Origin of the sequence: Clostridium sp. AM29-11AC (genome assembly GCF_003480545.1) — a bacterium.
GTDB lineage: Bacteria > Bacillota > Clostridia > Lachnospirales > Lachnospiraceae > Otoolea > Otoolea saccharolyticum_A.
Genome location: NZ_QUJI01000027.1, coordinates 1 through 22,247, shown reverse-complemented (window position 1 = coordinate 22,247; position 22,247 = coordinate 1). Strand labels below are relative to the sequence as shown.

Genomic DNA, 22,247 nt, shown 5'->3' with positions numbered 1-22,247 from the left:
TTTCACAGATTTTAAACCAACGGCAAAAGAAAATGCGCTGTCCGCAGCGCGATTTGACCGATACTGGAACGCGGGAAATAGGCCCAGGCGTATTTCACTGCGCTTCCTAAACATTTTAGCAGCCAAACTGCAGCGAGGAGGAATGGAGTATGTATGACGTTATTATTATCGGCGCAGGCGTTTCAGGCTGTGCTTCAGCCAGAGAGCTGTCACGGTACCAGGGAAGCTTCTGCGTCGTGGAGAAGGAAGAGGATGTCTGCTGCGGCACATCCAAGGCCAACAGTGCCATTATCCATGCAGGATATGACGCGGCCTCTGGCTCACTGATGGCCAAGCTCAATGTGGAAGGAAACCAGATGATGGAGCAGCTCTCAAAGGATCTGGACTTTCACTTCAGGAGAAACGGCTCCCTGGTTCTCTGTCTCCATGAGGAGGAGCTGCCGAACCTTCAGGCCCTCTATGAGCGGGGAATCAAAAACGGAGTGAAGGAGCTTCGTATTTTAAACAGGGAAGAGTTAAAGGCGATGGAGCCCAATATCACAGACAATGCAGTAGCTGCACTCTACGCTCCTACGGGAGGAATCGTATGTCCCTTCGGCTTAACGATTGCCCTGGCTGAAAATGCCAACATGAACGGGGTAGAATTCAAGTTCAACACAGAGGTTCAGGATATTAAGAAGACGGAGGACGGAACCTTTGAGCTTCACACGAACAACGGGGTACTGAAGACGAGATTTGTGGTGAACGCGGCAGGCGTATACGCAGATAAATTCCACAACATGATGAGCGAGGAGAAAATCCATATTACGCCAAGGCGCGGCGATTACTGTCTCCTTGACCGCACAGCCGGCAATCTGGTAGATAAGACAGTATTTACCCTCCCCGGAAAGTTCGGAAAGGGAATTCTCGTCACACCGACAATTCACGGGAACCTGCTTCTGGGCCCCACCGCCATCGACATCGATGACAAGGAAGGGACAAATACGACCAGAGAGGGGCTTGACGAGGTTATCGAGAAGGCGCAGAACAGCGTGAACAACATTCCCATGCGCCAGGTTATCACCTCCTTCGCAGGGCTGCGCGCCCATGAGGATCACCATGAATTTATTATCAGGGAGCTTCCTGACTGCAAAGGATTTATCGACTGCGCCGGAATTGAGTCTCCGGGACTTTCCAGCAGCCCTGCCATCGGAAAGATGGTCGCTGACATTCTGAGGGAGAAGGCTGATCTGAAGGAGAAGGACAACTTCATTGCCACCAGAAAGGGAATCCTCGATCCTAAATCTCTGTCCAAGGAGGAGAGAAGCAGGCTCATTAAGGAGCAGCCTGCCTACGGAAATATTATCTGCCGCTGCGAGACGATCTCTGAGGGAGAAATTCTCGACGCCATCCACAGACCGCTGGGAGCAAAGTCCTTAGACGGAGTGAAGCGGCGCACAAGAGCGGGAATGGGCCGCTGCCAGGCAGGATTCTGTTCACCGAGAACCATGGATATCCTGGCAAGGGAGCTTAATATCAGCATGTACGAGGTTACAAAGTCCGGCGGCGATTCCAAAATCGTAGTGGGAACCAACAAGGACAGACTGTAAGGAGGGGGACGCCATGAAATCATATGATATTGTCATTATCGGAGGAGGCCCTGCCGGACTGGCTGCGGCCGCTGCCGCAAAGAGAAACGGAATTGACAGCATCCTGATTCTGGAGAGGGACAAGGAACTGGGAGGAATCCTGAACCAGTGCATTCACAACGGATTCGGGCTTCACACCTTCAAGGAGGAGCTGACAGGACCGGAGTATGCACGCCGGTTTATCGACCAGGTGGAGGAGCTTCAGATTGAATATTACCTGAACACAATGGTCATTGACATCTCCCACGAGAAGGTTGTCACAGCCATGAACCGGGAGGAGGGGCTGTTTGAGATCCAGGCAAAGGCGGTGATCCTGGCTATGGGCTGCCGGGAGAGATCCAGGGGAGCTCTGAATATCCCCGGCTACCGTCCGGCCGGAATTTACTCAGCGGGAACGGCTCAGCGCCTTGTAAATATGGAGGGCTTTATGCCGGGCCGTGAGGTTGTCATCCTCGGTTCCGGAGATATCGGGCTGATCATGGCCAGGAGAATGACCCTTGAGGGCGCCAAGGTAAAGGTGGTGGCAGAGCTGATGCCTTACTCCGGCGGCCTTAAGAGGAACATTGTCCAGTGCCTGGACGACTACGGCATTCCGTTAAAGCTGAGCCACACGGTTGTGGAGATCCGCGGAAAGGAGAGGCTTACAGGTATCACCCTGGCCCAGGTGGACGAGAAAGGAAAGCCGATTCCCGGAACAGAGGAGGACTATGACTGCGATACCCTCCTTCTGTCTGTGGGACTGATCCCTGAAAATGAATTAAGCCGCGGAATGGGCGTGGATATTGAGCCCGTCACCTCTGGCCCGTCTGTCAACGAGAGCCTGGAGACAAACATAGAGGGCGTGTTTGCCTGCGGAAATGTGCTCCACGTTCACGATCTGGTGGATTATGTGTCTGAGGAGGCGGCCGTGGCAGGCGAAAATGCGGCCAAGTATGTGAAGGGAGCCCTTCCGGAGGGAAGCGGAAGAGAGATCCGGCTTATCCCCACAGAGGGCGTGCGCTACACTGTTCCAAAGACCATCGATCCGGAGCGGATGGCAGATGCTCTGACTGTGCGCTTCCGTGTGGGCAATGTCTACAAAAACTGCTATGTGAGCGTATACTTTGACGATGAGCGGGTCATTCACAGAAAACGTCCGGTGGTGGCGCCGGGGGAGATGGAGAATGTAACCTTCAAAAAAGAGCAGCTTCTGGGCTGTCCGGACTTAAAGACGATTACACTGAAAATAGAGGAGGCGTAGGACGATGGAAAAGAGAGAACTGATCTGTATTGGCTGCCCTCTGGGATGTATGGTAACCGTTGAGATGGAAAACGGTGAGATTAAGAGCGTGACAGGAAATACCTGCAAGCGGGGCGATGACTATGCCCGCAAGGAGGTGACGAATCCGACGAGGATTGTGACCTCCACAGTGATGGTTAAGGGAGGAAATCTCGACATGGTTTCCGTTAAGACAAGAAACGACATTCCCAAGGGGAAAATTTTCGACTGCGTGCGGGCCTTAAAAGGAGTCTGCGTGGAGGCGCCGGTCCATATCGGGGATGTGATTCTGAAGGATGTCTGCGGGACAGGTGTGGATGTGATTGCCACCAAGGAGATTCAGAAGAAGGGCGCCTAGAGATATGCATTAAAAAATGCTACAGAAAAAACTGAAATTTTGGTATGATAGAAAGCAGGGAGTTTCTCCCTGCTTTTTATCTTTCAGAAAACATCCCGATCCCTCCGGAAGGGAAGGGCTGACTTACGCCCTGGGGCGTGTGGTGAAAGAGCGAAATACCCATGACCGGCAGCCGGGAAACCAGCTGTTGGGTAAGATGAGAATATTGAAGACAGAGGAAAGGAATAGGGATAGAATGGCAGAAAACAGAGAAATGACGATTGAAATTTGCTGCGGAAGCTATGAGGATGCCCTGGCGGCTGCCCGGGGAGGGGCAGAGAGGATCGAGTTAAACAGCGCCCTGGCCCTGGGAGGCCTCACGCCGTCAGCCGCCTGCCTGAGAATGGTGAAGCGCTGTACGGATCTGCTGGTGGTGTCGATGGTTCGGCCCAGGGGGGCCGGTTTCTGCTACACAGAGGCTCAGACGGAGCAGATGTTTGAGGAGGCGAGGGAGCTTCTGGAGAACGGAAGCGACGGACTTGCCTTTGGATTTCTCACTGAGGGCAGGTGTGTGGATCTGGAGAAAACGGGCAGGATGACAGAGCTGATTCACAGCTACGGAAGGGAAGCAGTATTTCACAGGGCCTTCGACTGCACAGAAGATCCGGTGAGAGCTATTGAAGAGCTGATTGGGCTGGGAGCAGACAGGATTCTCACAAGCGGGCAGCAGGAGAAGGCAGAACAGGGAAAGGAGCTTCTCAGGCAGCTTCAGGCCGCGTACGGTTCCCGGATTCAGCTCCTGGCAGGAAGCGGCGTCAATGCAGGAAATGCAAGGGCCCTTGCAGAGTATACGGGTATCAGACAGCTCCACTCCTCCTGCCGATACTGGGAGAGGGATGTCACTACTGTAGGGGAAGGGGTGAACTACAGCATCGCCCCTGCGCCTCACGAGAGGGATTACGACAGAGTGAGTGAGAGGCTGGTCAGAGAGCTGGCAGAAGCGCTTAGAGAGCGGTAAGAGGATGAGGGAGAGCTGCCGGACTATGGCAGAAGAACGGCGGCAGTAAAAAACTGCTGCAAAAAAATAGGAGACAGTACACGGCGGAGGGGCTTTTGTTCCCTCCGCCGTGTACTGTCTCAGCCACAGATTTTATGGTTTATAAGATGAAGGTTTAGAATTCCGGTTCGATCAGTCCGTAGGTGTGTCCCTTTCTCTTGTATACTACGTTGACTTCCTCTGTCTCTGCGTTTAAGAATACATAGAAGGAATGTCCGAGCAGCTCCATCTGAACGCAGGCTTCTTCCGGATCCATTGGCTTCATGGCGAATTTCTTTACCTTTTCGATCTTGATCTCGTCATCAGGCTCTGATTCTTCCTGTACAAAAAGCTCGCTGAAATCCACAGGGGCCTGTTTCTTGTCAATGAGTTTTCTCTTGTATTTCTTGAGCTGGCGCTCGATGATCTCCTCTACCAGGTCGATGGATACATACATATCTGTGCTCTGCTCTTCTGCACGGATGATATGGCCTTTTACCGGGATGGTAACCTCGATTTTCTGACGGTCTTTCGTCACACTCAGGGTAATGATGGCCTCTGTATCCTGGTTAAAATAGCGTTCCAGCTTTCCGATTTTCTCAATAACCGCTTCCCTAAGTCCAGGCGTAACATCAATATTTCTTCCAGTAATCGTATAACGCATAAGTCATCGCTCCTTTTTTATTGGGATGTCCTTATTATAGCATGTTTATCAGAAAAATTCAATTAAAAATAAAAAATATTATGAAAATTAATCTTAATTTTCCCTAAAAGGTTTTTATTTGGACATCCGTAAAGAAATGAGGTGCGTTTTTGGGGTTATGTGACGGATGGTGTGCAAAAACAGAAAAAGACAGGACCTGTGTGTCTTTTTTTTCTTTAAAACCAGGTTGACAAACGACTGTCGGGTGGGAAAGTCTGTCAAGGCAGAATCGTGTATTTTTTGTCGAAAAAGGAAAATTTATGAGATGTGTACAAAAAGAGCCGCAGATTTCCTTGTCTGGAGAAAACTGGTGATAAACAGAGAAAAAATGTGGATAATGTGGATAAGTCGGTGTATAACTGCTTTTTCCTGTAAAACGGACAGAAGTTGATGTGCATAACTTTTGCACATTTTCGGGAAAATGATTGTGGATAGTGTGGATGAGTCGAAAACAGAACATATTTTTTGTGCAACCTGCTGGGTTTACAATAATAAATCGAATTATGTAAATAAAAGGAGGCGCTTAAGGGAAATCATAAGAGACACAGAGCGCGGCAGGGCTGAGATCGATCCGGCAGGAGAGGAAAAGAGAGAAACAGCGCAGCGCGAAAAACCAGAAAAATGCCGCGCTGAAGGGCGGCAGAGAATGGACCTGGGGAAAAACAGGATAAAAAATGAACGAAATGCGAGCAAACTGTAAAAAATTTGTGAATGTATTGAAAGATAGGGAAGTTAATGATAAAATAATTAAGATTGTACAGCGGCAGATTATGCCGTTTTGATAAAACCGCCATGGCAGGCGGAGGATAAATTTGACTGTGCAGGCGGCAGGCCGGCGCCCGGGGCAGAAAACAGACATAAGGCTTCACAAAACAGGAGCAGAAAAGCCCAGGCGCTCAGGATTCGAAAGCCGGAGAACCAGATTAAGAGAAATCGAAAGAAGTAGGAGATTAAGGAATGAATCTTATAGAGAAAGTGTTCGGAACTCACAGCGACAGAGAGCTGAAGCTGATCTATCCCATTGTGGATAAAATCGTAGCTCTGAAGCCTGAGATGGAAAAGCTCACGGACGAGGAGCTGAAAGACAACACCAGGAAGTTTAAGGAGCGTCTGGCAAACGGGGAAACCCTTGACGATATTCTTCCAGAGGCATTTGCCACTGTCCGTGAGGCTTCCAGGCGTGTGCTGAAGATGGAGCATTATCCGGTACAGCTCATCGGCGGTATCGTGCTTCACCAGGGACGTATTGCGGAGATGAAGACCGGTGAGGGAAAAACGCTGGTGTCCACCTGCCCGGCTTACCTGAATGCGCTTACGGGAAAAGGTGTTTTCATCGTTACAGTCAACGATTACCTGGCAAAGCGTGATGCCGAGTGGATGGGAGAGGTTCACCGCTTCCTGGGGCTGAGCGTAGGCGTGGTATTAAATTCCATGACTCCGCCGGAGAGAAAGGCGGCCTATGGCTGCGATATCACCTATGTGACAAACAACGAGCTTGGCTTTGACTATCTGAGGGACAATATGGCCATCTACAAGGAGCAGATGGTTTTAAGAAATCTGGATTACGCCATCATCGACGAGGTGGACTCTGTCTTAATCGATGAGGCCAGAACACCGCTGATCATCTCCGGACAGAGCGGAAAGTCCACAAAGCTCTACGAGGTCTGCGACATTCTGGCAAAGCAGCTGGAGCAGGGCGAGGCGTCTGCCGAGTTCACGAAGCTGTCCGCCATCATGGGCGAGGAGATTGAGGAGACCGGAGATTTCGTTGTCAATGAGAAGGATAAGGTTGTCAACCTGACTCTGGACGGTGTCAAGAAGGTTGAGAAATACTTTAATATTGAAAACCTGGCAGATCCGGAGAACCTGGAAATCCAGCACAACATGATCATGGCGTTAAGGGCCAACTATCTGATGTTCCGCGACAAGGATTACGTGGTGAAGGACAATGAGGTTCTGATCGTAGACGAGTTTACAGGACGTATCATGCCGGGCCGCCGCTACTCTGACGGACTTCACCAGGCTATCGAGGCCAAGGAGCATGTGGAGGTCAAGAGGGAGAGCCGGACTCTGGCGACGATCACCTTCCAGAACTTCTTCAATAAGTTTAAGAAGAAGGCGGGTATGACCGGTACGGCCCAGACAGAGGAGAAGGAGTTCCGGAACATCTACCAGATGGACGTTATCGTGATCCCGACGAACCGCCCGGTAATCCGTATTGATAAGAATGATGCAGTTTACAAGACAAAGAAAGAGAAATTCCACGCAGTTGTGGAGGAAGTCTGTGCAGCCCACGAGAAGGGACAGCCGGTTCTGGTGGGTACGATCACCATTGAGACCTCTGAGCTTCTGAGCAAGATGCTGAAAAAGCGCGGTGTTCCCCACAAGGTATTAAACGCCAAGTTCCATGAGCTGGAGGCTGAGATCGTGGCGGATGCCGGAATCCACGGCGCAGTGACCATCGCCACCAACATGGCCGGACGTGGTACGGATATTAAGCTGGACGATGTGTCCAAGGAGTTGGGCGGACTGAAGATTATCGGTACAGAGCGCCATGAGTCAAGGCGTATCGACAATCAGCTGAGAGGCCGCGCCGGACGTCAGGGAGATCCGGGAGAGTCCCGCTTCTACATTTCCCTGGAGGACGATCTGATGCGTCTGTTCGGCTCCGAGAAGCTGATGAACATGTTCAATGCTCTGGGAGTGCCGGAGAATGAGCAGATCGAGCACAAGATGCTCTCCAATGCCATTGAGAAGGCACAGATGAAGATTGAGACAAATAACTACGGAATCCGTGAAAACCTCTTAAAGTACGACGAGGTTATGAATGAGCAGCGCGAGGTTATCTACGAGGAGCGCCGCCGTGTTCTGGACGGAGAGAATATGAGAAATGTGATCATGAAGATGATCACGGATATTGTGGAGAATGCAGTGGATCTGTCCATCTCCGATGACCAGAGTCCGGAGGAGTGGAACCTGACAGAGCTCAACTCCCTTCTGCTCTCCATCATCCCGCTTCAGCCGATTGTCCTGAAGGATGATCAGAAGAAGATGAAGAAGAACGAGTTAAAGCACATGCTCAAAGAGGCGGCTACCAAGCTCTACGAGGCCAAGGAGGCCGAATTCCAGCAGGCAGAGCAGATCCGCGAGCTGGAGCGTGTAGTTCTTCTGAAGGTAATCGACAATAAGTGGATGGCTCACATTGACGATATGGATCAGCTCCGTGAGGGAATCGGACTTCAGGCCTACGGCCAGAAGGATCCTCTGGTTGAATACAAGATGAGCGGCTACGAGATGTTCGACGCCATGACAGCGGCAATCCGCGAGGATACAGTGAGAATCCTCTACCACATCCGCGTGGAGCAGAAGGTAGAGAGGGAACCGGCAGCCAGGGTGACAGGAACCAATAAGGATGCAGGTCCTCAGGCTCCTCAGAAGAGAGAGACAAAGAAGATTTATCCGAACGATCCGTGCCCCTGCGGTTCCGGAAAGAAGTTCAAGCAGTGCCATGGACGTGAGATGCTTGCAAACCTGCAGGCCCGCCAGGTGAGCGAGCAGGAAAAGAAGGCCCGCCGAGATGAGCGACGCAAGGAGCATCAGGCGGAGAAAGAAGCTCAGAGAGCGGAAAGACAGGCCAGAAAGGCAGAGAGAATGGCCCAGAGGGAGGCCGCAGGAGAAACGGCAGACAGCAGCGAGAAGGCTGACGAGTAGGCATACAGGTGGGAAAAGGAGAAGATTTACTGTTCCGGAACAGTCACAGTAAATCTTCTCCTTTTCCTGGTTAAGGGGGGATATGTAAACTTGAAGCAGAGAGGGAAGGAGAGGGGGGATAGGGAAGGAGAGGGGGGATAGGGAAGGAGAGGAAGCTGACAGTTCCAGCGAAGTCACAGTCAGCTTCCTCTCCTTCCCTTTTCTTCCCGCCGCTTTTCTTCCCGCCGCTTTTCTTCCCGCCGCTTTTCTTCCCGCCGCTTTTCTTTCCGCGGCTTTTTCCCCGCGGCTTTTTCCCCCGCCGCCTCTTTCCCTGCCGCCTCTTCTCCAGCTCCTGCCCTTGCTAAAATCCCTTCTATCATGTAGAATAGGAAACTGTAAGGCGTAAGCCGGAATAAAGTAAGAAAGTGGGTGAAGCTATGGTTGAGTTAGATCAGTTTAAGTACACGCTGTCAACGTATGACGATACCCTGGTGGAAGTGAGGGATTCACTTTGACCTGGACGGCAAGGTGAAACGAATTGACGAGCTGGATAAATCGATGGAGGAGCCCGGCTTCTGGGACGATCCGGAGACGTCCACAAGGCTGATGCGCGAGGCCAAAAATCTGAAAGATACGGTGGAGAGCTACCGGAAGCTGGAGCAGGAATATGAGGACATCCAGGTGATGCTGGAAATGGGATATGAGGAGAATGATCCTTCTCTGATTCCTGAAATCCAGGGAATGATGGATGACTTTGTGGAGAAGCTGGAAGCTATCCGCATCCAGACGCTCCTCTCCGGTGAGTATGACAATAATAATGCGATTCTGAAGCTGAATGCAGGAGCAGGAGGAACGGAAGCCTGCGACTGGTGCAGTATGCTGTACCGGATGTATCAGCGGTGGGCAGATAAAAAGGGATTTACCACAGCTGTCATTGACTATCTGGACGGCGAGGAGGCGGGAATCAAGTCCATTACCCTCCAGATCAACGGGGAAAATGCCTATGGATTTCTCAAGTCTGAGAGAGGTGTCCACCGGCTGGTGCGTATTTCCCCCTTCAATTCTGCCGGAAAGAGGCAGACCTCCTTTGTCTCCTGCGACGTGATGCCGGACATCAAGGAGGATCTGGACGTGGAGGTTAATCCTGACGAGCTGAGAATCGATACCTACCGCTCCAGCGGCGCCGGCGGACAGCACATCAATAAGACCTCCTCCGCCATCCGCATTACCCATCTCCCGACGGGAATCGTGGTGCAGTGCCAGAATGAGAGATCTCAGTTCCAGAACAAGGAAGTGGCCATGCAGATGCTGAAGACAAAGCTCTACATGATGAAGCAGGAGGAACACGCGGAAAAACTCTCTGACATCCGCGGTGATGTGAAGGATATTAATTTCGGAAACCAGATTCGTTCCTATGTGATGCAGCCGTACACGCTGGTCAAGGATCACAGGACGGGAGCGGAGAGCGGAAATGTAAATGCGGTGCTGGACGGAGACATTGACCTGTTTATCAGCGCATATTTGAAGTGGGTGAACCTGGACAGCAAAAAAAGTGATTGATTGTGTCCGATAAATGTGATAATATCTTCCCTATGAATACAAATGTTTTTCTGACACAAACATTCTGAGGCAGTTTACACAATGTCGCCAGAGCGGTAGCGCTCTGACGCTGTGTCGTCTGCCTTACGGAGGAGGCTTTGTGTCGAAAGCGGCAGGCAGAAGATGAGGGGAGAGGAATGGAAGAGCAGACAAAGTATTTTGTGCTAAAGCAGAAGGCTGTGCCGGAGGTGCTTTTGAAGGTAGTCCAGGCAAAACGGCTCATAGAATCTGAGCGGGCCATGACCGTTCAGGAGGCGACAGAGCGGGTCGGGATCAGCAGAAGCTCCTTCTACAAATATAAGGATGATATTTTTCCATTTTATGACAATGCAAAGGGCAGAACGATCACCCTGGTGCTCCAGATGGACGACGAGCGGGGGCTGCTTTCCGATATCCTGCATATCGTGGCAGTTTATAAGGCCAATATCCTGACAATCCATCAGAGTATTCCGGTCAACAATGTGGCGTCACTGACGCTGAGTGTGGAAGTGCGCCCGGATACCGGGAATATTTCCCGTATGGTGGAAGAAATGGAGGAACAGAAGGGGATTCATCATGTAAAAATTATTGCCAGGGAGTGACAGATATGATATATGCAGCAGTAATGGGTTATGGAACTATTGGTTCAGGAGTTGTGGAGGTTCTTGACAGGAACAGAGACGTGATCTCGGCCAGGACAGGAGAGGAGATTCAGGTCAAATATATTCTGGATCTCAGGGAATTTCCGGGAGATCCCAATGAAGATAAGCTGATACACGATTTTTCCGTGATTGAGAAGGATGAGGAGATAGGGATTGTGGTAGAAGCTATGGGCGGTGTGCGCCCGGCCTATGATTTTGCGAAGGCCTGCCTTCTTGCCGGAAAGCATGTGGTGACCTCCAATAAAGCGCTGGTGGCTGCACATGGGACGGAGCTTCTCTCCATTGCCAGGCAGAAGAATCTGAACTTTCTCTTTGAGGCCAGTGCAGGCGGCGGCATTCCGATTATCCGCCCGCTGACAGAGGCTCTTGCGGGAGAGAAAATCCTGGAGATCAGCGGTATTTTAAACGGAACAACCAACTATATTCTCACGAAAATGGACAGAGAGGGCCAGACCTTTGAGGAGGCCCTGAGAAAGGCTCAGGAGCTGGGATACGCGGAGAGAAATCCGGAAGCCGATGTGGAAGGGTTTGACACCTGCCGCAAGATTGCCATTCTGACTGCCCTGGCTACAGGAAAGGAAATCCACTATGAGGATGTGTACACTGAGGGAATCACGGCAGTCACAGACACGGATTTTCAGTATGCGGCAAAATTTCAGGCTTCCATTAAACTGTTTGGAAGCAGCCGCATGGAAGACGGAAGGGTGACAGTTTTTGTATGCCCTATGATGATTCCTCAGGTGAACCCTCTTTACTGTGTGAGCGATGTGTACAACGCGGTGATGGTGAAGGGAAACATGGTGGGAACTCTGATGTTCTACGGAAGCGGTGCGGGAAAACTGCCTACAGCCAGTGCAGTGGTGGCGGATATAATGGAAATCGCAGGCAATATGGACAGAAATATCCCCATAGGCTGGAGCGATGAGAGGCAGGAGCTTTCACCGGTTACGGAGGCCAGGTTCTCCTACTTCCTGAGAGTGGAGGGAAGGCTGGAGGAAAAGAGGGCTGAGATTGAGGCAGCTTTTGGCCCGTCCAGGTTTGCAGAGCTTCCGGGAATGGATGAGTTTGCAGTCCTCACGGGAGAGATGACGGAAGAACATTACAGAAAGGTATCAGCAGCCTTCGGAGACATCCGACAGATGATCCGGGCTCAGATATAGAGAAGGGCAGGACGGAAACCGGGATGCGGGAAATTGCAAAAACCAGTCCCGGATGCATGATACCAGGGAGGAAGAGCATGTTAGTCGTAAAGAAGTTCGGCGGCAGTTCAGTTGCTGACAGGGAGAGGATTTTTAATGTGGCCAGGCGCTGCATTGAGGATTATAACAAGGGAAATGACGTGGTAGTAGTTCTCTCCGCTATGGGAAAGACCACGGACGGGCTGATTGCAAAGGCTCATGAGATTACAGAAAGTCCGTCCAGACGGGAGCTGGATATGCTGCTTGCAACGGGAGAGCAGGTTTCCGTGGCTCTCATGGCCATGGCCATCCAGTCTCTGGGCGTTCAGGCCATTTCCCTGAACGCGGCGCAGGTCCCTATGAAAACGACCTCCGCCTACGGGCAGGCGAAGCTGAAGAGGATCGATACCGAGCGCATTCAAAATGAGCTGGATGCCAGAAAGATTGTGATCATCACAGGCTTTCAGGGGGTCAATAAGTTCGATGACATGACGACTCTGGGCAGAGGAGGTTCCGACACGACGGCAGTGGCCCTGGCGGCAGCTCTTCACGCGGATGCCTGCGAGATCTATACGGATGTGGATGGAGTTTACACGGCGGATCCGAGGATTGTGCCCAATGCGAGAAAGCTCCCCGAGGTCTCCTATGACGAGATGCTGGAATTTGCGTCTCTGGGAGCCAAGGTTTTGCACAACCGTTCTGTGGAAATGGCAAAGCGGTACGGAGTGCAGTTAGTGGTTCTTTCCAGCCTTACCAGGGCAGAGGGAACAGTTGTGAAGGAGAGTACGAAGATGGAGAAAATGTTAGTCAGCGGTGTGGCAGCCGATAAGAATACCGCCAGAATTTCCGTGATAGGAGTGGCTGACGAGCCGGGAATCGCATTCAAGGTGTTCAACCTTCTGGCAAGACATCATATCAATGTGGACATTATCATCCAGTCCATTGGCCGTGACGGAAGGAAGGACATCTCCTTTACCGTGGCGAGAACCGATCTTCAGGAGGCAATGACCATATTAAATGACAACAGGGAGTCCTTAACGGCTCAGTCCGTAGAGTGTGCCACAGGCGTTGCCAAGATTTCCATTATCGGAGCCGGCATGACCAGCAATCCCGGAGTGGCGGCCAGAATGTTTGAGGCCCTCTACAGCGCAAATATCAATATCCGTATGATCGCCACCTCAGAGATCCGCATCACGGTTCTCATCAATGAGGAGGATACCAACAGGGCTATGAGAGTCGTTCACGATGCGTTCTCTCTGGCAGACTAAAGGGGAATTCTTATGAATACAGCAGCAGAGTTGCTGATGAAGCTGGGGCAGGGAGAGATTCCCTGCCTCTTTCATATGATTACGGGTCTGTACTGCCCTGGCTGCGGGGGAACGAGGGCAGCTCTGGCCCTCCTTCGGGGTCAGGTGGTAAAAAGTCTTCTCTACAACCCGATTCCGGCCTATCTTCTGTTCGGCGGCCTGTGGTGTATAGCGGCAGTACTGCTGGAGGCTGCAGGAAAAACTGAAGGAAAGGCTGAAGAAAAAGACAGGGCACAATTCTTAAGGAAAAGTGCCCTTCCGCGCCCGGTTCTCTGCTTTTTGTGGGGCCTCCTGGCAGTGACCGCCGCCGGATTTCTGATTAAAAACCTGCTTCTCGTCATGGGCCTCGACCTCCACTCAGTCGCCGCAGGCTGGCCGGGGAGGGCCTGGTAAATGCCGTCCTTCTATTCTGCTCATTCAGCTTCTTATCTGGAAATACGGAGGGGGAGGGAGGAAATTTTTTGTTCCAGCGAAGTCACAAAAAATTTCCTCCCTCCCCTTTGGCCATACATCTCTTTTTTAATCGCTCAGAGGATACTGTTCCATCATCTCCTCTAATATCCCTGTAAAATAGGGATCATTTAGTAGCTGGCTTACAAATATCAGGTAAAGGAACTCGATTATACCGAAGACAATAGCCAGAATTCCCAGAACCAGCCCTGCCACGGCAAAGCCGGAAAACGGTCCGCCCTTCTTCGACATGATGGAAAGGCAGACAGCACCGGCGCCTAACAGGATGGATACCGGAAAAGCGATGCACATGCAGAGCAGAAGAATGGCAAAGATTCCGAGAATCATGGATACAATCGCCATATTGTTGGCCGGCGGCTTCGGCTGCCGTGAAGGCCCGTTCGCCTCCTTTAACTCTCTGTTATCGTAATCGTCATAATACTCCATAGAAATCCTCCGTAAATGTAAGTAAGTGTAGGAACGCGGCAGACGTGCTTACCGCATCGGACTCCCACGATTATACCAGAAAAGCGTTCCGGTTGCAACTTAGCAGGGGATCCCTTATAATAAACAGGTGTACAGAACAGACAGAACAATAGAAGCGGCAGCAGAGAGCAGAGCCGTTTAAGGGAGAAACAGATATGGATGTAATAAAGACACTGGCCGGGGAGCTTCAGATCCGTGAGGGACAGGTGCAGGCGGCCGTAAAGCTGATTGATGAGGGAAATACCATCCCGTTTATAGCCAGATACAGGAAGGAGGCCACAGGCTCCTTAAATGATGAGGTGCTGAGAAACCTGGACGAGAGGCTTAAGTACCTGAGAAATCTCGAGGACAGAAAGGAGCAGGTGATCGCGTCCATCGGCGAGCAGGAAAAGCTGACAGAGGAGCTGGAAAGGAAGATTCGGGAGGCGAAAACCCTGGTGGCTGTGGAGGATCTCTATCTGCCATACCGCCCCAAGAGAAGAACGAGAGCCGGCATAGCCAGGGAGAAGGGGCTTATGCCTCTGGCAGATCAGATTTTCCTTCAGGAGATGAGCGTCCCTGCCATAGAGGAGGCAGAGGGCTTCGTATCGGAGGAAAAGGGAGTGGCTACGGCAAAGGAGGCTCTGGACGGAGCCATGGATATTCTGGCGGAGCGGATTTCAGAGACGGCCGAGTACAGGACCTACATCAGAAAAATAACCATGGAGGAGGGAATGCTCACCTCCTCTGCCAGGAACGAGAAGGAAACTTCCGTCTACGAGATGTACTATCAGTTTTCCGAGCCGGTTAAAAAGGCAGCAGGGCACAGGATTCTGGCGCTGAACCGCGGGGAAAAAGAAAAGTTTCTGAATGTGAAGATAGAGGCGCCGGAGGAGAAGATTCTCCGCTATCTGGAAAAGCAGATCATAAAAAAGGACAACCGGAACACGGCGCCCGTTCTGCAGGCTGTCCTGGAGGACAGCTACAGAAGGCTGATCGGGCCGGCCATTGAGAGGGAGATCCGCGCAGGGCTCACAGAGAAGGCGGAGGCAGGGGCCATCCGCGTATTCGGAAAAAATCTGAAACAGCTTCTCATGCAGCCGCCTGTGGCAGACCGGGTGGTGCTCGGGTGGGATCCGGCCTTTAGGACCGGCTGCAAGCTGGCCGTGGTAGACGGCCTTGGAAAGGTGCTGGATACAGTGGTGATCTTTCCCACCGCTCCCCAGAATAAGGTGGAGGAGTCAAAGCAGATCCTAAAGAACCTGATTCGAAAATATGGAATCTCTCTGATTTCTCTGGGAAACGGGACGGCATCCCGGGAATCGGAACAGGTGATCGTGGAGCTGTTAAAGGAGATCCCGGAGAAGGTGCAGTATGTGATCGTCAATGAGGCTGGCGCCTCTGTCTACTCTGCCAGCCGTCTGGCCACAGAAGAATTTCCCAAGTTCGACGTGGGCCAGAGAAGCGCTGTATCCATTGCCAGAAGGCTTCAGGATCCCCTGGCAGAGCTGGTGAAAATTGATCCCAAGTCTATCGGCGTAGGGCAGTATCAGCATGACATGAACCAGAAGAACCTGGGACAGGCGCTGGAGGGCGTTGTGGAGGACTGCGTGAACAGCGTGGGCGTGGATCTGAATACGGCGTCTGCCTCCCTGTTAGAGTACATTTCAGGAATCACAAAGACCGTGGCGAAAAATATTGTGGCCTACCGGGAGGAAAACGGCGGCTTTCATAACAGGAGAGAGCTTTTGAAGGTTCCGAAGCTGGGCCCCAAGGCCTTTGAGCAGTGCGCGGGCTTTCTGAGAATCCGGGGAGGAGAGAATCCTCTCGACGCTACCAGCGTCCACCCGGAAAGCTACGGAGCCGCAGAGGCGCTTCTCTCCCGCCTGGGCTACCAGATGAAGGAACTTTCGGAATCCGGACTCCAGGGAATCGGAAGGAAGATTGGGGATTACGGCAGACTGTCACAGGAGCTGTCCATCGGCGAGCTCACTCTCAGGGATATGGTGAAGGAGCTGGAGAAGCCGGCCAGGGATCCCAGAGATGAGATGCCAAAGCCGATCCTCAGGACAGATGTGCTGGATATAAAGGATCTGAAGCCGGGAATGATCCTCAAGGGAACGGTGAGAAACGTCATTGACTTCGGCGTCTTTGTGGATATCGGAGTCCACCAGGACGGTCTGGTCCATATCTCACAGATGACAGACCGCTATATTAAGCATCCTCTTGAGGTGGTAAGTGTCGGCGACATCGTGGAGGTGAAGGTGCTGGATGTGAATCTGGAAAAGAAGCGGATCGGGCTTACCATGAAACTGTAGGGAAATATAGAGAAACATCAGAGAAACTGTAGAACAGGAAGGATGAGGGCATCCCGGAGATCGTGAAAGACTTGCGGGATGCCCCTTTTTTACGGGACAGAGATGCCGCCTGCTTTTTTGCCGGCCGGTTCTTTTTGTAACTGCTGGGGTTTCTGAGAAAGGCAGGAAATAATTTTGTCAGGTATATTGACACAGTGTCAGAACAGTGCTATATTACAGATAATGACACAGTGTCAGAACAGAGAGGGATAACCGGAACGGACTCTCACGCCGGACGGCATCTGCCGCGGGCAGAAGTGACTGTGCCATGGCCTGATATCTGCCGGGCCATGGAGTTTCAGCGAAATGCCGGCATTCTGAAAACAGTGCAGTATAAGGGTGAAAACAGCAGGAGGGATGATTATGGGATCAAAGGTCTATTTTACGCGGGAGATTACACCCCAGGCAGTGGTGAGACTTTACCATGAGCTGGGAATCGAGCTGCCCGGCAGGGTAGCTGTCAAGGTTCATTCCGGGGAAAAGGGAAATCAGAATTTTCTGCATCCGGAGTTCTGGAAGCCTATGGTGGAGGAAGTACACGGCACGATCGTGGAGTGCAATACTGCTTATGGAGATGCCACAGCGGGGGTGCGGGATCACACAGAATCCCACTTAAAACTGATGGATGAGCACGGCTGGACGAAATACTTCCCGGTGGATCTGATGGATGCTGAGGGGCCGGATGTGGTCTGGCCTGTTCTGAACGGCAGGGTGCTGAAGGAGAACCGCCTGGGCAGGCACATAGAAAATTATGATTCCATGCTGGTGCTGGCTCACTTTAAGGGGCATCCAGCCGGCGGTTACGGCGGTGCACTCAAGCAGCTTGCCATCGGCTGTGCCTCCCGTGCCGGAAAAGCGCTGATCCACTCCGGAGGCAGAACCGATGACCGTTTTGAGACCTGGAAGCTGCATGCAGACAACACGGTCTTTCCCGAGGCCATGGCCGACGCCGCATCCAGTGTGACCGCTCACTTTAAAGGAAAAATCGCATTTATCAATGTGATGAAAAATCTCTCAGTGGACTGTGACTGCTGTGCCGTGGCCGAGGATCCCTGCATGAGGGATATAGGTATCCTGGCATCCCTGGATCCGGTGGCCATCGACCAGGCATGTATTGACCTGGTTTCAGGCTCTGACGATCCGGGCAGGGAACACTTTATGGAGCGGGTGAACAGCAGAAACGGCATCCACACCATAGAGGCTGCCGCTGCTCTGGGAATGGGACAGCGGGAATATGAACTGATTGAGCGATAAATAAAGGAGGAATGGATGATGAGTAAAACCTTGATTGCCTATTTTTCAGCCAGCGGAGTGACAGCACAGGCGGCAAAGGAGATGGCAGATGCCGTGGGAGCCGATCTGTATGAGATACGGCCAGAGCAGCCCTACACCTCCGCTGATCTGGACTGGATGGACAAAAACAGCCGCAGTACCCTGGAGATGAACGACCTTGCTTCCCGCCCGGCTATCGCAGAGCCGGTACAGGATATGGGGCAGTACGACACGGTTCTGGTGGGCTTCCCGATCTGGTGGTATGTGGAACCGCGGATTGTGGATACGTTCCTGGAGAGCTATGATTTTTCCGGAAAGACGATGATCGCCTTTGCCACCTCCGGCGGCAGCGGCATCGGAAAGGCGGAGAAGAGCATGCAGGCCCACTGCCCCAAGGCAAACTGGAAGAGCGGGCAGCTTCTGAACGGCTCCGGCGCCGGGGACTGGGCGAAACGTATTCTGAAAGGATGAAAAGACAGCTTTGCAGCATCATCTGCTTTTGACGGAGCTGTGGGGCCCTGATTTGACCGGTGCCGAAAAATGCCCATACGATTGTCAGAAACGGCCTGCTGTCCCTGTGTGCAGGGAAGCAGGCCGGGAAAGAGGAAACAGTTATGCCAAAAGGTTCAGAAGAGCTGACGAATGCAAGAAAAGAAGAAATCATTAATGCCTGCGCCCTGCTGTACGAGACTATGGGGTTTAAGGACATTACGATCCGCGATATCGGGGCCAGGACCTCGTTTACACGCACTTCGATTTATAACTATTTTCAGACGAAGGAAGAGATTTTCCTGGCCCTCCTTCAGCGGGAGTACGAGGCGTGGATCGAGGATGTGGAGAGGATCCGGGAACAGAATGAGTCCCTGCCGCCGGAGGAGTTTGCAGATAAGCTGGCCCATACTCTGGAAAAGAGAGGCTGTATGCTGAGGCTGATCAGCATGAATCTCTATGATATGGAGGCAAACAGCCGCCTGGAAAATCTTGCAGCTTTCAAGCAGGTGTATGGACATGCACTGGGGGCAGTCACCGGCTGTCTGGAAAAATTCTTCCCCTCCATGACAGAGGAGGATAAGGAAGGGTTTCTCTGCGCCTTTTTCCCATTTCTGTTCGGCGTTTACCCATACACCTCACACACGGACAAACAGAAGGCGGCCATGGAGCTGGCCCATGTGAACTATACAGAACGCTCTGTATATGAACTCACAAAGCCCTTTATCACAAAAATACTGAGCTCTCTGTGAAAAGGGCCTGTGAATCGGAACAGCATATCAGTCAGAATGGGGCGGCCTCAGGGCCGCTCTTTTGTATTCTGCTCCCTAAGATACCTGCCTGCATCCTTTAAGAAGCTGGCAGCAATCAGGACGATCACGAAAGCCAGCGGAAAGGCCGCGATAATGGACACCGTCTGAAGGTTTGCCATGGAGCTGTCTGAAAACACCAGGGCGATGGGAAGCAGGATCAGCATCAGGGACCAGAATACCTTGACTCCCATGTGAGGCTCATGGCTGTCGGGAAGCTCTTTGTAGGAGTAGGAGGCAGCCACCAGGGCAATGGCGTCAAAGCTGGTAGCGTAGAAGGCGATCATGGCCAGCAGCAGGACCACTAAAACGAGGGAGGCCAGGGGAAGGGTCTGGAGGATGGCTATAATGGTGCTGTACAGATCCTGTGCTGCCCCGTAGATGGCCATCACGTCAAGGCGTCCTGATACCTGGAGTCCCAGGCTGTAGTTTCCAAGGACAATAAAGCTGGTAAAGGTCCCGCCAAGGCCGAAGAGATAGCCTCCCAGAATCGTCTGCTTTACCGTGCGCCCCCTGGAGATGCTTCCTATAAAGAAGGGGGACGCCACAGACCAGACCATCCAGTAGGCCCAGTAGAAGATCGTCCAGGTCTGGGGGAAGGAGGTGGTTCTCGCAGGATCCGTGTATGTGGCGAGAGTTAAAAAGTTCTGGGCAAGATTTCCCAGGGCAGAAAACCCGGTTTCTACAATGTACCTTGTCTCCCCTCCGGCCAGAAACACATAGGCCAGAAGGATGAAGAACAGGTAGACGCAGGAGGAGGCCAGCTTTGCCACTCCCTTCATTCCGCGGACCACGGAGAAGGTGTAGACTGCGCAGGTGGCTGCAAGGATGAGGATGGTGAGCCATTTGGAGCAGGCAATGCCGAAGGGCCCGGGGGCCGCAAGCCAGCCGGAGGCGTCAAGACCCAGCAGGCTGGCCAGAGCCTGTCCCATCAGCGGGGTGGCCAGGCTGAAGGTGGTGGCAGTCCCCGCCAGAAGGGCAAAGACAGCCAAAAGATCGATGAGCTTTCCGGGAGCTTTGTCCACCAGGGAGCCGAGAATGGGCCGGCAGGCCTCAGAATATTTCTGTTTTCTGCAGTTTCTCACATGGAGCATGAAGCCGAAGGATACGGCCAGAACCAGGTAGAAGCTCCAGGGGATCGGACCCCAGTGAAATAGAGGGTAGACGCTTGACCAGTCCTGGATAGAGCCCATTTCTGCAAGATGCGGATCATTGGCATACAGAATCCACTCACACAGAGAGTAGAAGAGGATATCGGCAGCCAGGCCGGAGGTGAACATCATGGAACCCCAAACAAAGGCAGGATACTGAGGCTTTTCGCCCGGTTTCCCCAGACGGATGGAACCGTAGGGCGAGAAGGCCAGATAGATAGACAGCAGAAAAAAGCCAAGTCCCACAGCCAGATACCAGACGCCGAACTGATCGCCCAGGAAGGCCCTGACAGAATCCAGCGTCTGTCTGGAGCTTTCCGGTGCGGCGAAAAAGCAGCCGCACAAAAGCAGGATAACGGCGAAGGGGAGGGCGATGGGAATCCAGTCGAGCTGAGATTTAAGGGGCGCCCCGCTGTTTTTGGAAATACGGTTCATATGATACCTCCTTGCGAGCAGAACACGGTCAGCGGGAGCAATCATTGATCCTCTGATAATGTTCATTTATTTGAAAAATAATTAGATATTGAACATTATAGCAGGGCAGGGGCAGAAATGCAAGAGAAGAAATGAATGGAAATGAGGAAAAGCGAGCAGGAGTGGGCTGAAAGCGGGAAGAAACGAAAACGTCCCGGAAAAAGCAGTACAAAAACGGCGCCGGAAAGCAGGCAGGAGGCTTTCCGGCGCCGTTTTCTGCCGGGGAGGAGGTCCCGGGCTTACATTACATTCTGAGGTTTTCCGTCTATCCAGGCCGTAATATTGTCAAAGACAATGGCGGCGCGCTTGATGAGAGCCTCTTTCGTGGCAAAGGCAACGTGAGGCGTGGCGATCACATGCTTTGCATTTAAGAGGGGGTGCTCCTTCCTGATGGGCGGCTCTGTCTCAAATACGTCAATGGCTGCGCCGGCGATGCGCTCCTCATTCAGCGCCTCGGCAAGGGCTTCGCTGTCCACCACCGGGCCCCGGGAGGTATTGATGAGAACGGCGCTTCGCTTCATGAGAGCCAGCTGTTCCCGCCCGATGAGACCTCTCGTGGAATCATTTAACGGCGTGTGGAGGGAGACGATGTCGCACTGGGAGAGCAGAGAGTCAAGATCCGTGTATGTAATTCCGGGAATATCCTTCTCTGTCCGACTGTAGGCCAGAACCTCACAGCCGAAGGCCTGGGCGATGGCGGCCACCCGAAGGCCGATGGCGCCTGTTCCGATCACGCCGAACTTCTTGCCCTCCAGCTCAAAGCCGATGAGACCGTCCTTAGTCCCCTCGCGCCGCACAGCCTCGTCGCAGGCGGGAATGTTCCTATATAAAGAGATCAGCATTCCGAAAACCAGATCCGCCACGGCGGCAGTGGAGTAGCCGGCGCAGTTGCTCACCAGGACGCCGTTTTTTCTGCAGGCATCCATGGCAATATGGTCAATGCCTGTGAAGGCCACGGAGAGCATTTTCAGGTTTTTGCAGCCGTCGATGACCTGGGCGTTTAACGGCAGGTTGGAAACGGCGATGATGTCCGCATCCTTTCCCCTCTCGATCAGGGCTTCGGTGTCTGTGACGCGGGTGTCGTAGCAGACAATCTCTACAGACTCCGGAAGCCTCCCGGCAGCCATGGAAAGCAGTTTTTCCTTTTCCACCCCAAGCGGTTCAATGATAACAAGTTTCATGGATCTAACCTTCCTTTCTTCAAACAGCGGCACTTCTTCTGGCAGAAAAGCCGCGGCTGTGATATAGAATAGTCTAGCATAAATTTTTCTATTGTAAAGTGAATAGAAAAAGGTGACACATGAACAAATATGGCACACAAAAAAAGAAAAATATTGATGAAAAAAAAGACTAACTATTAAAAGTCAAGTCTAAAATGAAGATTTTTGAATGAATTGCGGGAA

18 protein-coding genes are annotated in these 22,247 nt (G+C 52.2%); 14 read left to right on the top strand and 4 right to left on the bottom strand.

What is annotated here, in order from left to right; genetic code table 11:
* Positions 1 to 149 precede the first annotated feature (149 nt).
* The 4 genes from DW757_RS15065 (at position 150) to DW757_RS15050 (ending at position 4,241) form a co-directional block, all read left to right on the top strand.
* Positions 150 to 1,589 carry an NAD(P)/FAD-dependent oxidoreductase gene (locus DW757_RS15065; protein WP_008399376.1) on the top strand — a complete coding sequence of 480 codons (1,440 nt, stop codon included), beginning with the start codon at positions 150 to 152 and terminating at the stop codon, positions 1,587 to 1,589.
* 13 nt (positions 1,590 to 1,602) lie between these two features.
* Positions 1,603 to 2,868 carry an FAD-dependent oxidoreductase gene (locus DW757_RS15060; RefSeq protein ID WP_008399375.1) on the top strand — a complete coding sequence of 422 codons (1,266 nt, stop codon included), beginning with the start codon at positions 1,603 to 1,605 and terminating at the stop codon, positions 2,866 to 2,868.
* Positions 2,869 to 2,872: 4 nt separating this feature from the next.
* Positions 2,873 to 3,244, top strand: a complete 372-nt coding sequence (locus tag DW757_RS15055; protein ID WP_008399373.1) for a DUF1667 domain-containing protein — start codon at positions 2,873 to 2,875, stop codon at positions 3,242 to 3,244.
* A gap of 235 nt (positions 3,245 to 3,479) precedes the next feature.
* Entirely contained in the window at positions 3,480 to 4,241 is a 762-nt protein-coding gene (locus DW757_RS15050) for a copper homeostasis protein CutC (protein WP_243033727.1), read from the top strand.
* 154 nt (positions 4,242 to 4,395) lie between these two features.
* Here the strand turns inward: DW757_RS15050 and raiA are convergent, their stop codons facing one another.
* A complete protein-coding gene (gene raiA, locus DW757_RS15045; RefSeq protein ID WP_008399368.1) occupies positions 4,396 to 4,923 on the bottom strand; it encodes a ribosome-associated translation inhibitor RaiA in 528 nt (175 codons plus the stop codon).
* 996 nt (positions 4,924 to 5,919) lie between these two features.
* On the opposite strand from raiA, the gene secA reads away from it, so the two are divergent.
* The 6 genes from secA to DW757_RS15005 all read left to right on the top strand — a co-directional run bounded on the left by secA (position 5,920) and on the right by DW757_RS15005 (position 13,770).
* Complete coding sequence (secA, locus tag DW757_RS15035; protein WP_008399363.1) at positions 5,920 to 8,673, top strand: preprotein translocase subunit SecA; 2,754 nt, start codon at positions 5,920 to 5,922, stop codon at positions 8,671 to 8,673.
* Between the two features lie 416 nt (positions 8,674 to 9,089).
* Positions 9,090 to 10,212, top strand: a protein-coding gene (gene prfB, locus DW757_RS15025) for a peptide chain release factor 2 (RefSeq protein ID WP_118752134.1) whose coding sequence is annotated in 2 segments (ribosomal slippage) — positions 9,090 to 9,164 and positions 9,166 to 10,212 — 1,122 coding nt in all. Because the reading frame shifts where the segments join, the coding sequence is not laid out codon by codon here.
* Positions 10,213 to 10,388: 176 nt separating this feature from the next.
* On the top strand, positions 10,389 to 10,832 hold the full coding sequence (locus DW757_RS15020) for an ACT domain-containing protein (RefSeq protein WP_008399356.1): 444 nt from the start codon (positions 10,389 to 10,391) through the stop codon (positions 10,830 to 10,832).
* Positions 10,833 to 10,837: 5 nt separating this feature from the next.
* A complete protein-coding gene (locus DW757_RS15015; protein WP_118752133.1) occupies positions 10,838 to 12,052 on the top strand; it encodes a homoserine dehydrogenase in 1,215 nt (404 codons plus the stop codon).
* A gap of 77 nt (positions 12,053 to 12,129) precedes the next feature.
* Positions 12,130 to 13,338, top strand: coding sequence for an aspartate kinase (locus DW757_RS15010; RefSeq protein ID WP_021965480.1), 1,209 nt, complete (start codon positions 12,130 to 12,132; stop codon positions 13,336 to 13,338).
* Positions 13,339 to 13,350: 12 nt separating this feature from the next.
* Positions 13,351 to 13,770, top strand: coding sequence for a DUF2752 domain-containing protein (locus DW757_RS15005; protein ID WP_008399353.1), 420 nt, complete (start codon positions 13,351 to 13,353; stop codon positions 13,768 to 13,770).
* Positions 13,771 to 13,896: 126 nt separating this feature from the next.
* Here DW757_RS15005 and DW757_RS15000 read toward each other — a convergent pair whose 3' ends face one another.
* On the bottom strand, positions 13,897 to 14,274 hold the full coding sequence (locus tag DW757_RS15000) for a DUF4190 domain-containing protein (RefSeq protein ID WP_008399351.1): 378 nt from the start codon (positions 14,272 to 14,274) through the stop codon (positions 13,897 to 13,899).
* A gap of 194 nt (positions 14,275 to 14,468) precedes the next feature.
* Here DW757_RS15000 and DW757_RS14995 point away from each other — a divergent pair, with 194 nt between their 5' ends.
* From DW757_RS14995 to DW757_RS14980, 4 genes are all read left to right on the top strand, one after another.
* Positions 14,469 to 16,610: a Tex family protein gene (locus tag DW757_RS14995; RefSeq protein WP_118752132.1), complete on the top strand. Its 2,142-nt coding sequence runs from the start codon at positions 14,469 to 14,471 to the stop codon at positions 16,608 to 16,610.
* Between the two features lie 396 nt (positions 16,611 to 17,006).
* On the top strand, positions 17,007 to 17,903 hold the full coding sequence (locus tag DW757_RS14990; protein ID WP_008399348.1) for a DUF362 domain-containing protein: 897 nt from the start codon (positions 17,007 to 17,009) through the stop codon (positions 17,901 to 17,903).
* Between the two features lie 18 nt (positions 17,904 to 17,921).
* The gene (locus DW757_RS14985) at positions 17,922 to 18,392 is read left to right on the top strand and encodes a flavodoxin (RefSeq protein ID WP_118752131.1); all 471 of its coding nucleotides are present in this window, start codon (positions 17,922 to 17,924) and stop codon (positions 18,390 to 18,392) included.
* 143 nt (positions 18,393 to 18,535) lie between these two features.
* Positions 18,536 to 19,162, top strand: coding sequence for a TetR family transcriptional regulator (locus DW757_RS14980; protein WP_182433323.1), 627 nt, complete (start codon positions 18,536 to 18,538; stop codon positions 19,160 to 19,162).
* 47 nt (positions 19,163 to 19,209) lie between these two features.
* Here the strand turns inward: DW757_RS14980 and DW757_RS14975 are convergent, their stop codons facing one another.
* Both DW757_RS14975 and DW757_RS14965 read right to left on the bottom strand, forming a co-directional pair.
* Positions 19,210 to 20,805: a BCCT family transporter gene (locus DW757_RS14975; protein WP_015544331.1), complete on the bottom strand. Its 1,596-nt coding sequence runs from the start codon at positions 20,803 to 20,805 to the stop codon at positions 19,210 to 19,212.
* A 278-nt stretch (positions 20,806 to 21,083) separates the two neighbouring features.
* Positions 21,084 to 22,025 (bottom strand): 2-hydroxyacid dehydrogenase, encoded by a 942-nt coding sequence (locus tag DW757_RS14965; RefSeq protein ID WP_118752129.1) that lies wholly within the window; start codon positions 22,023 to 22,025, stop codon positions 21,084 to 21,086.
* Positions 22,026 to 22,247 lie beyond the last annotated feature (222 nt).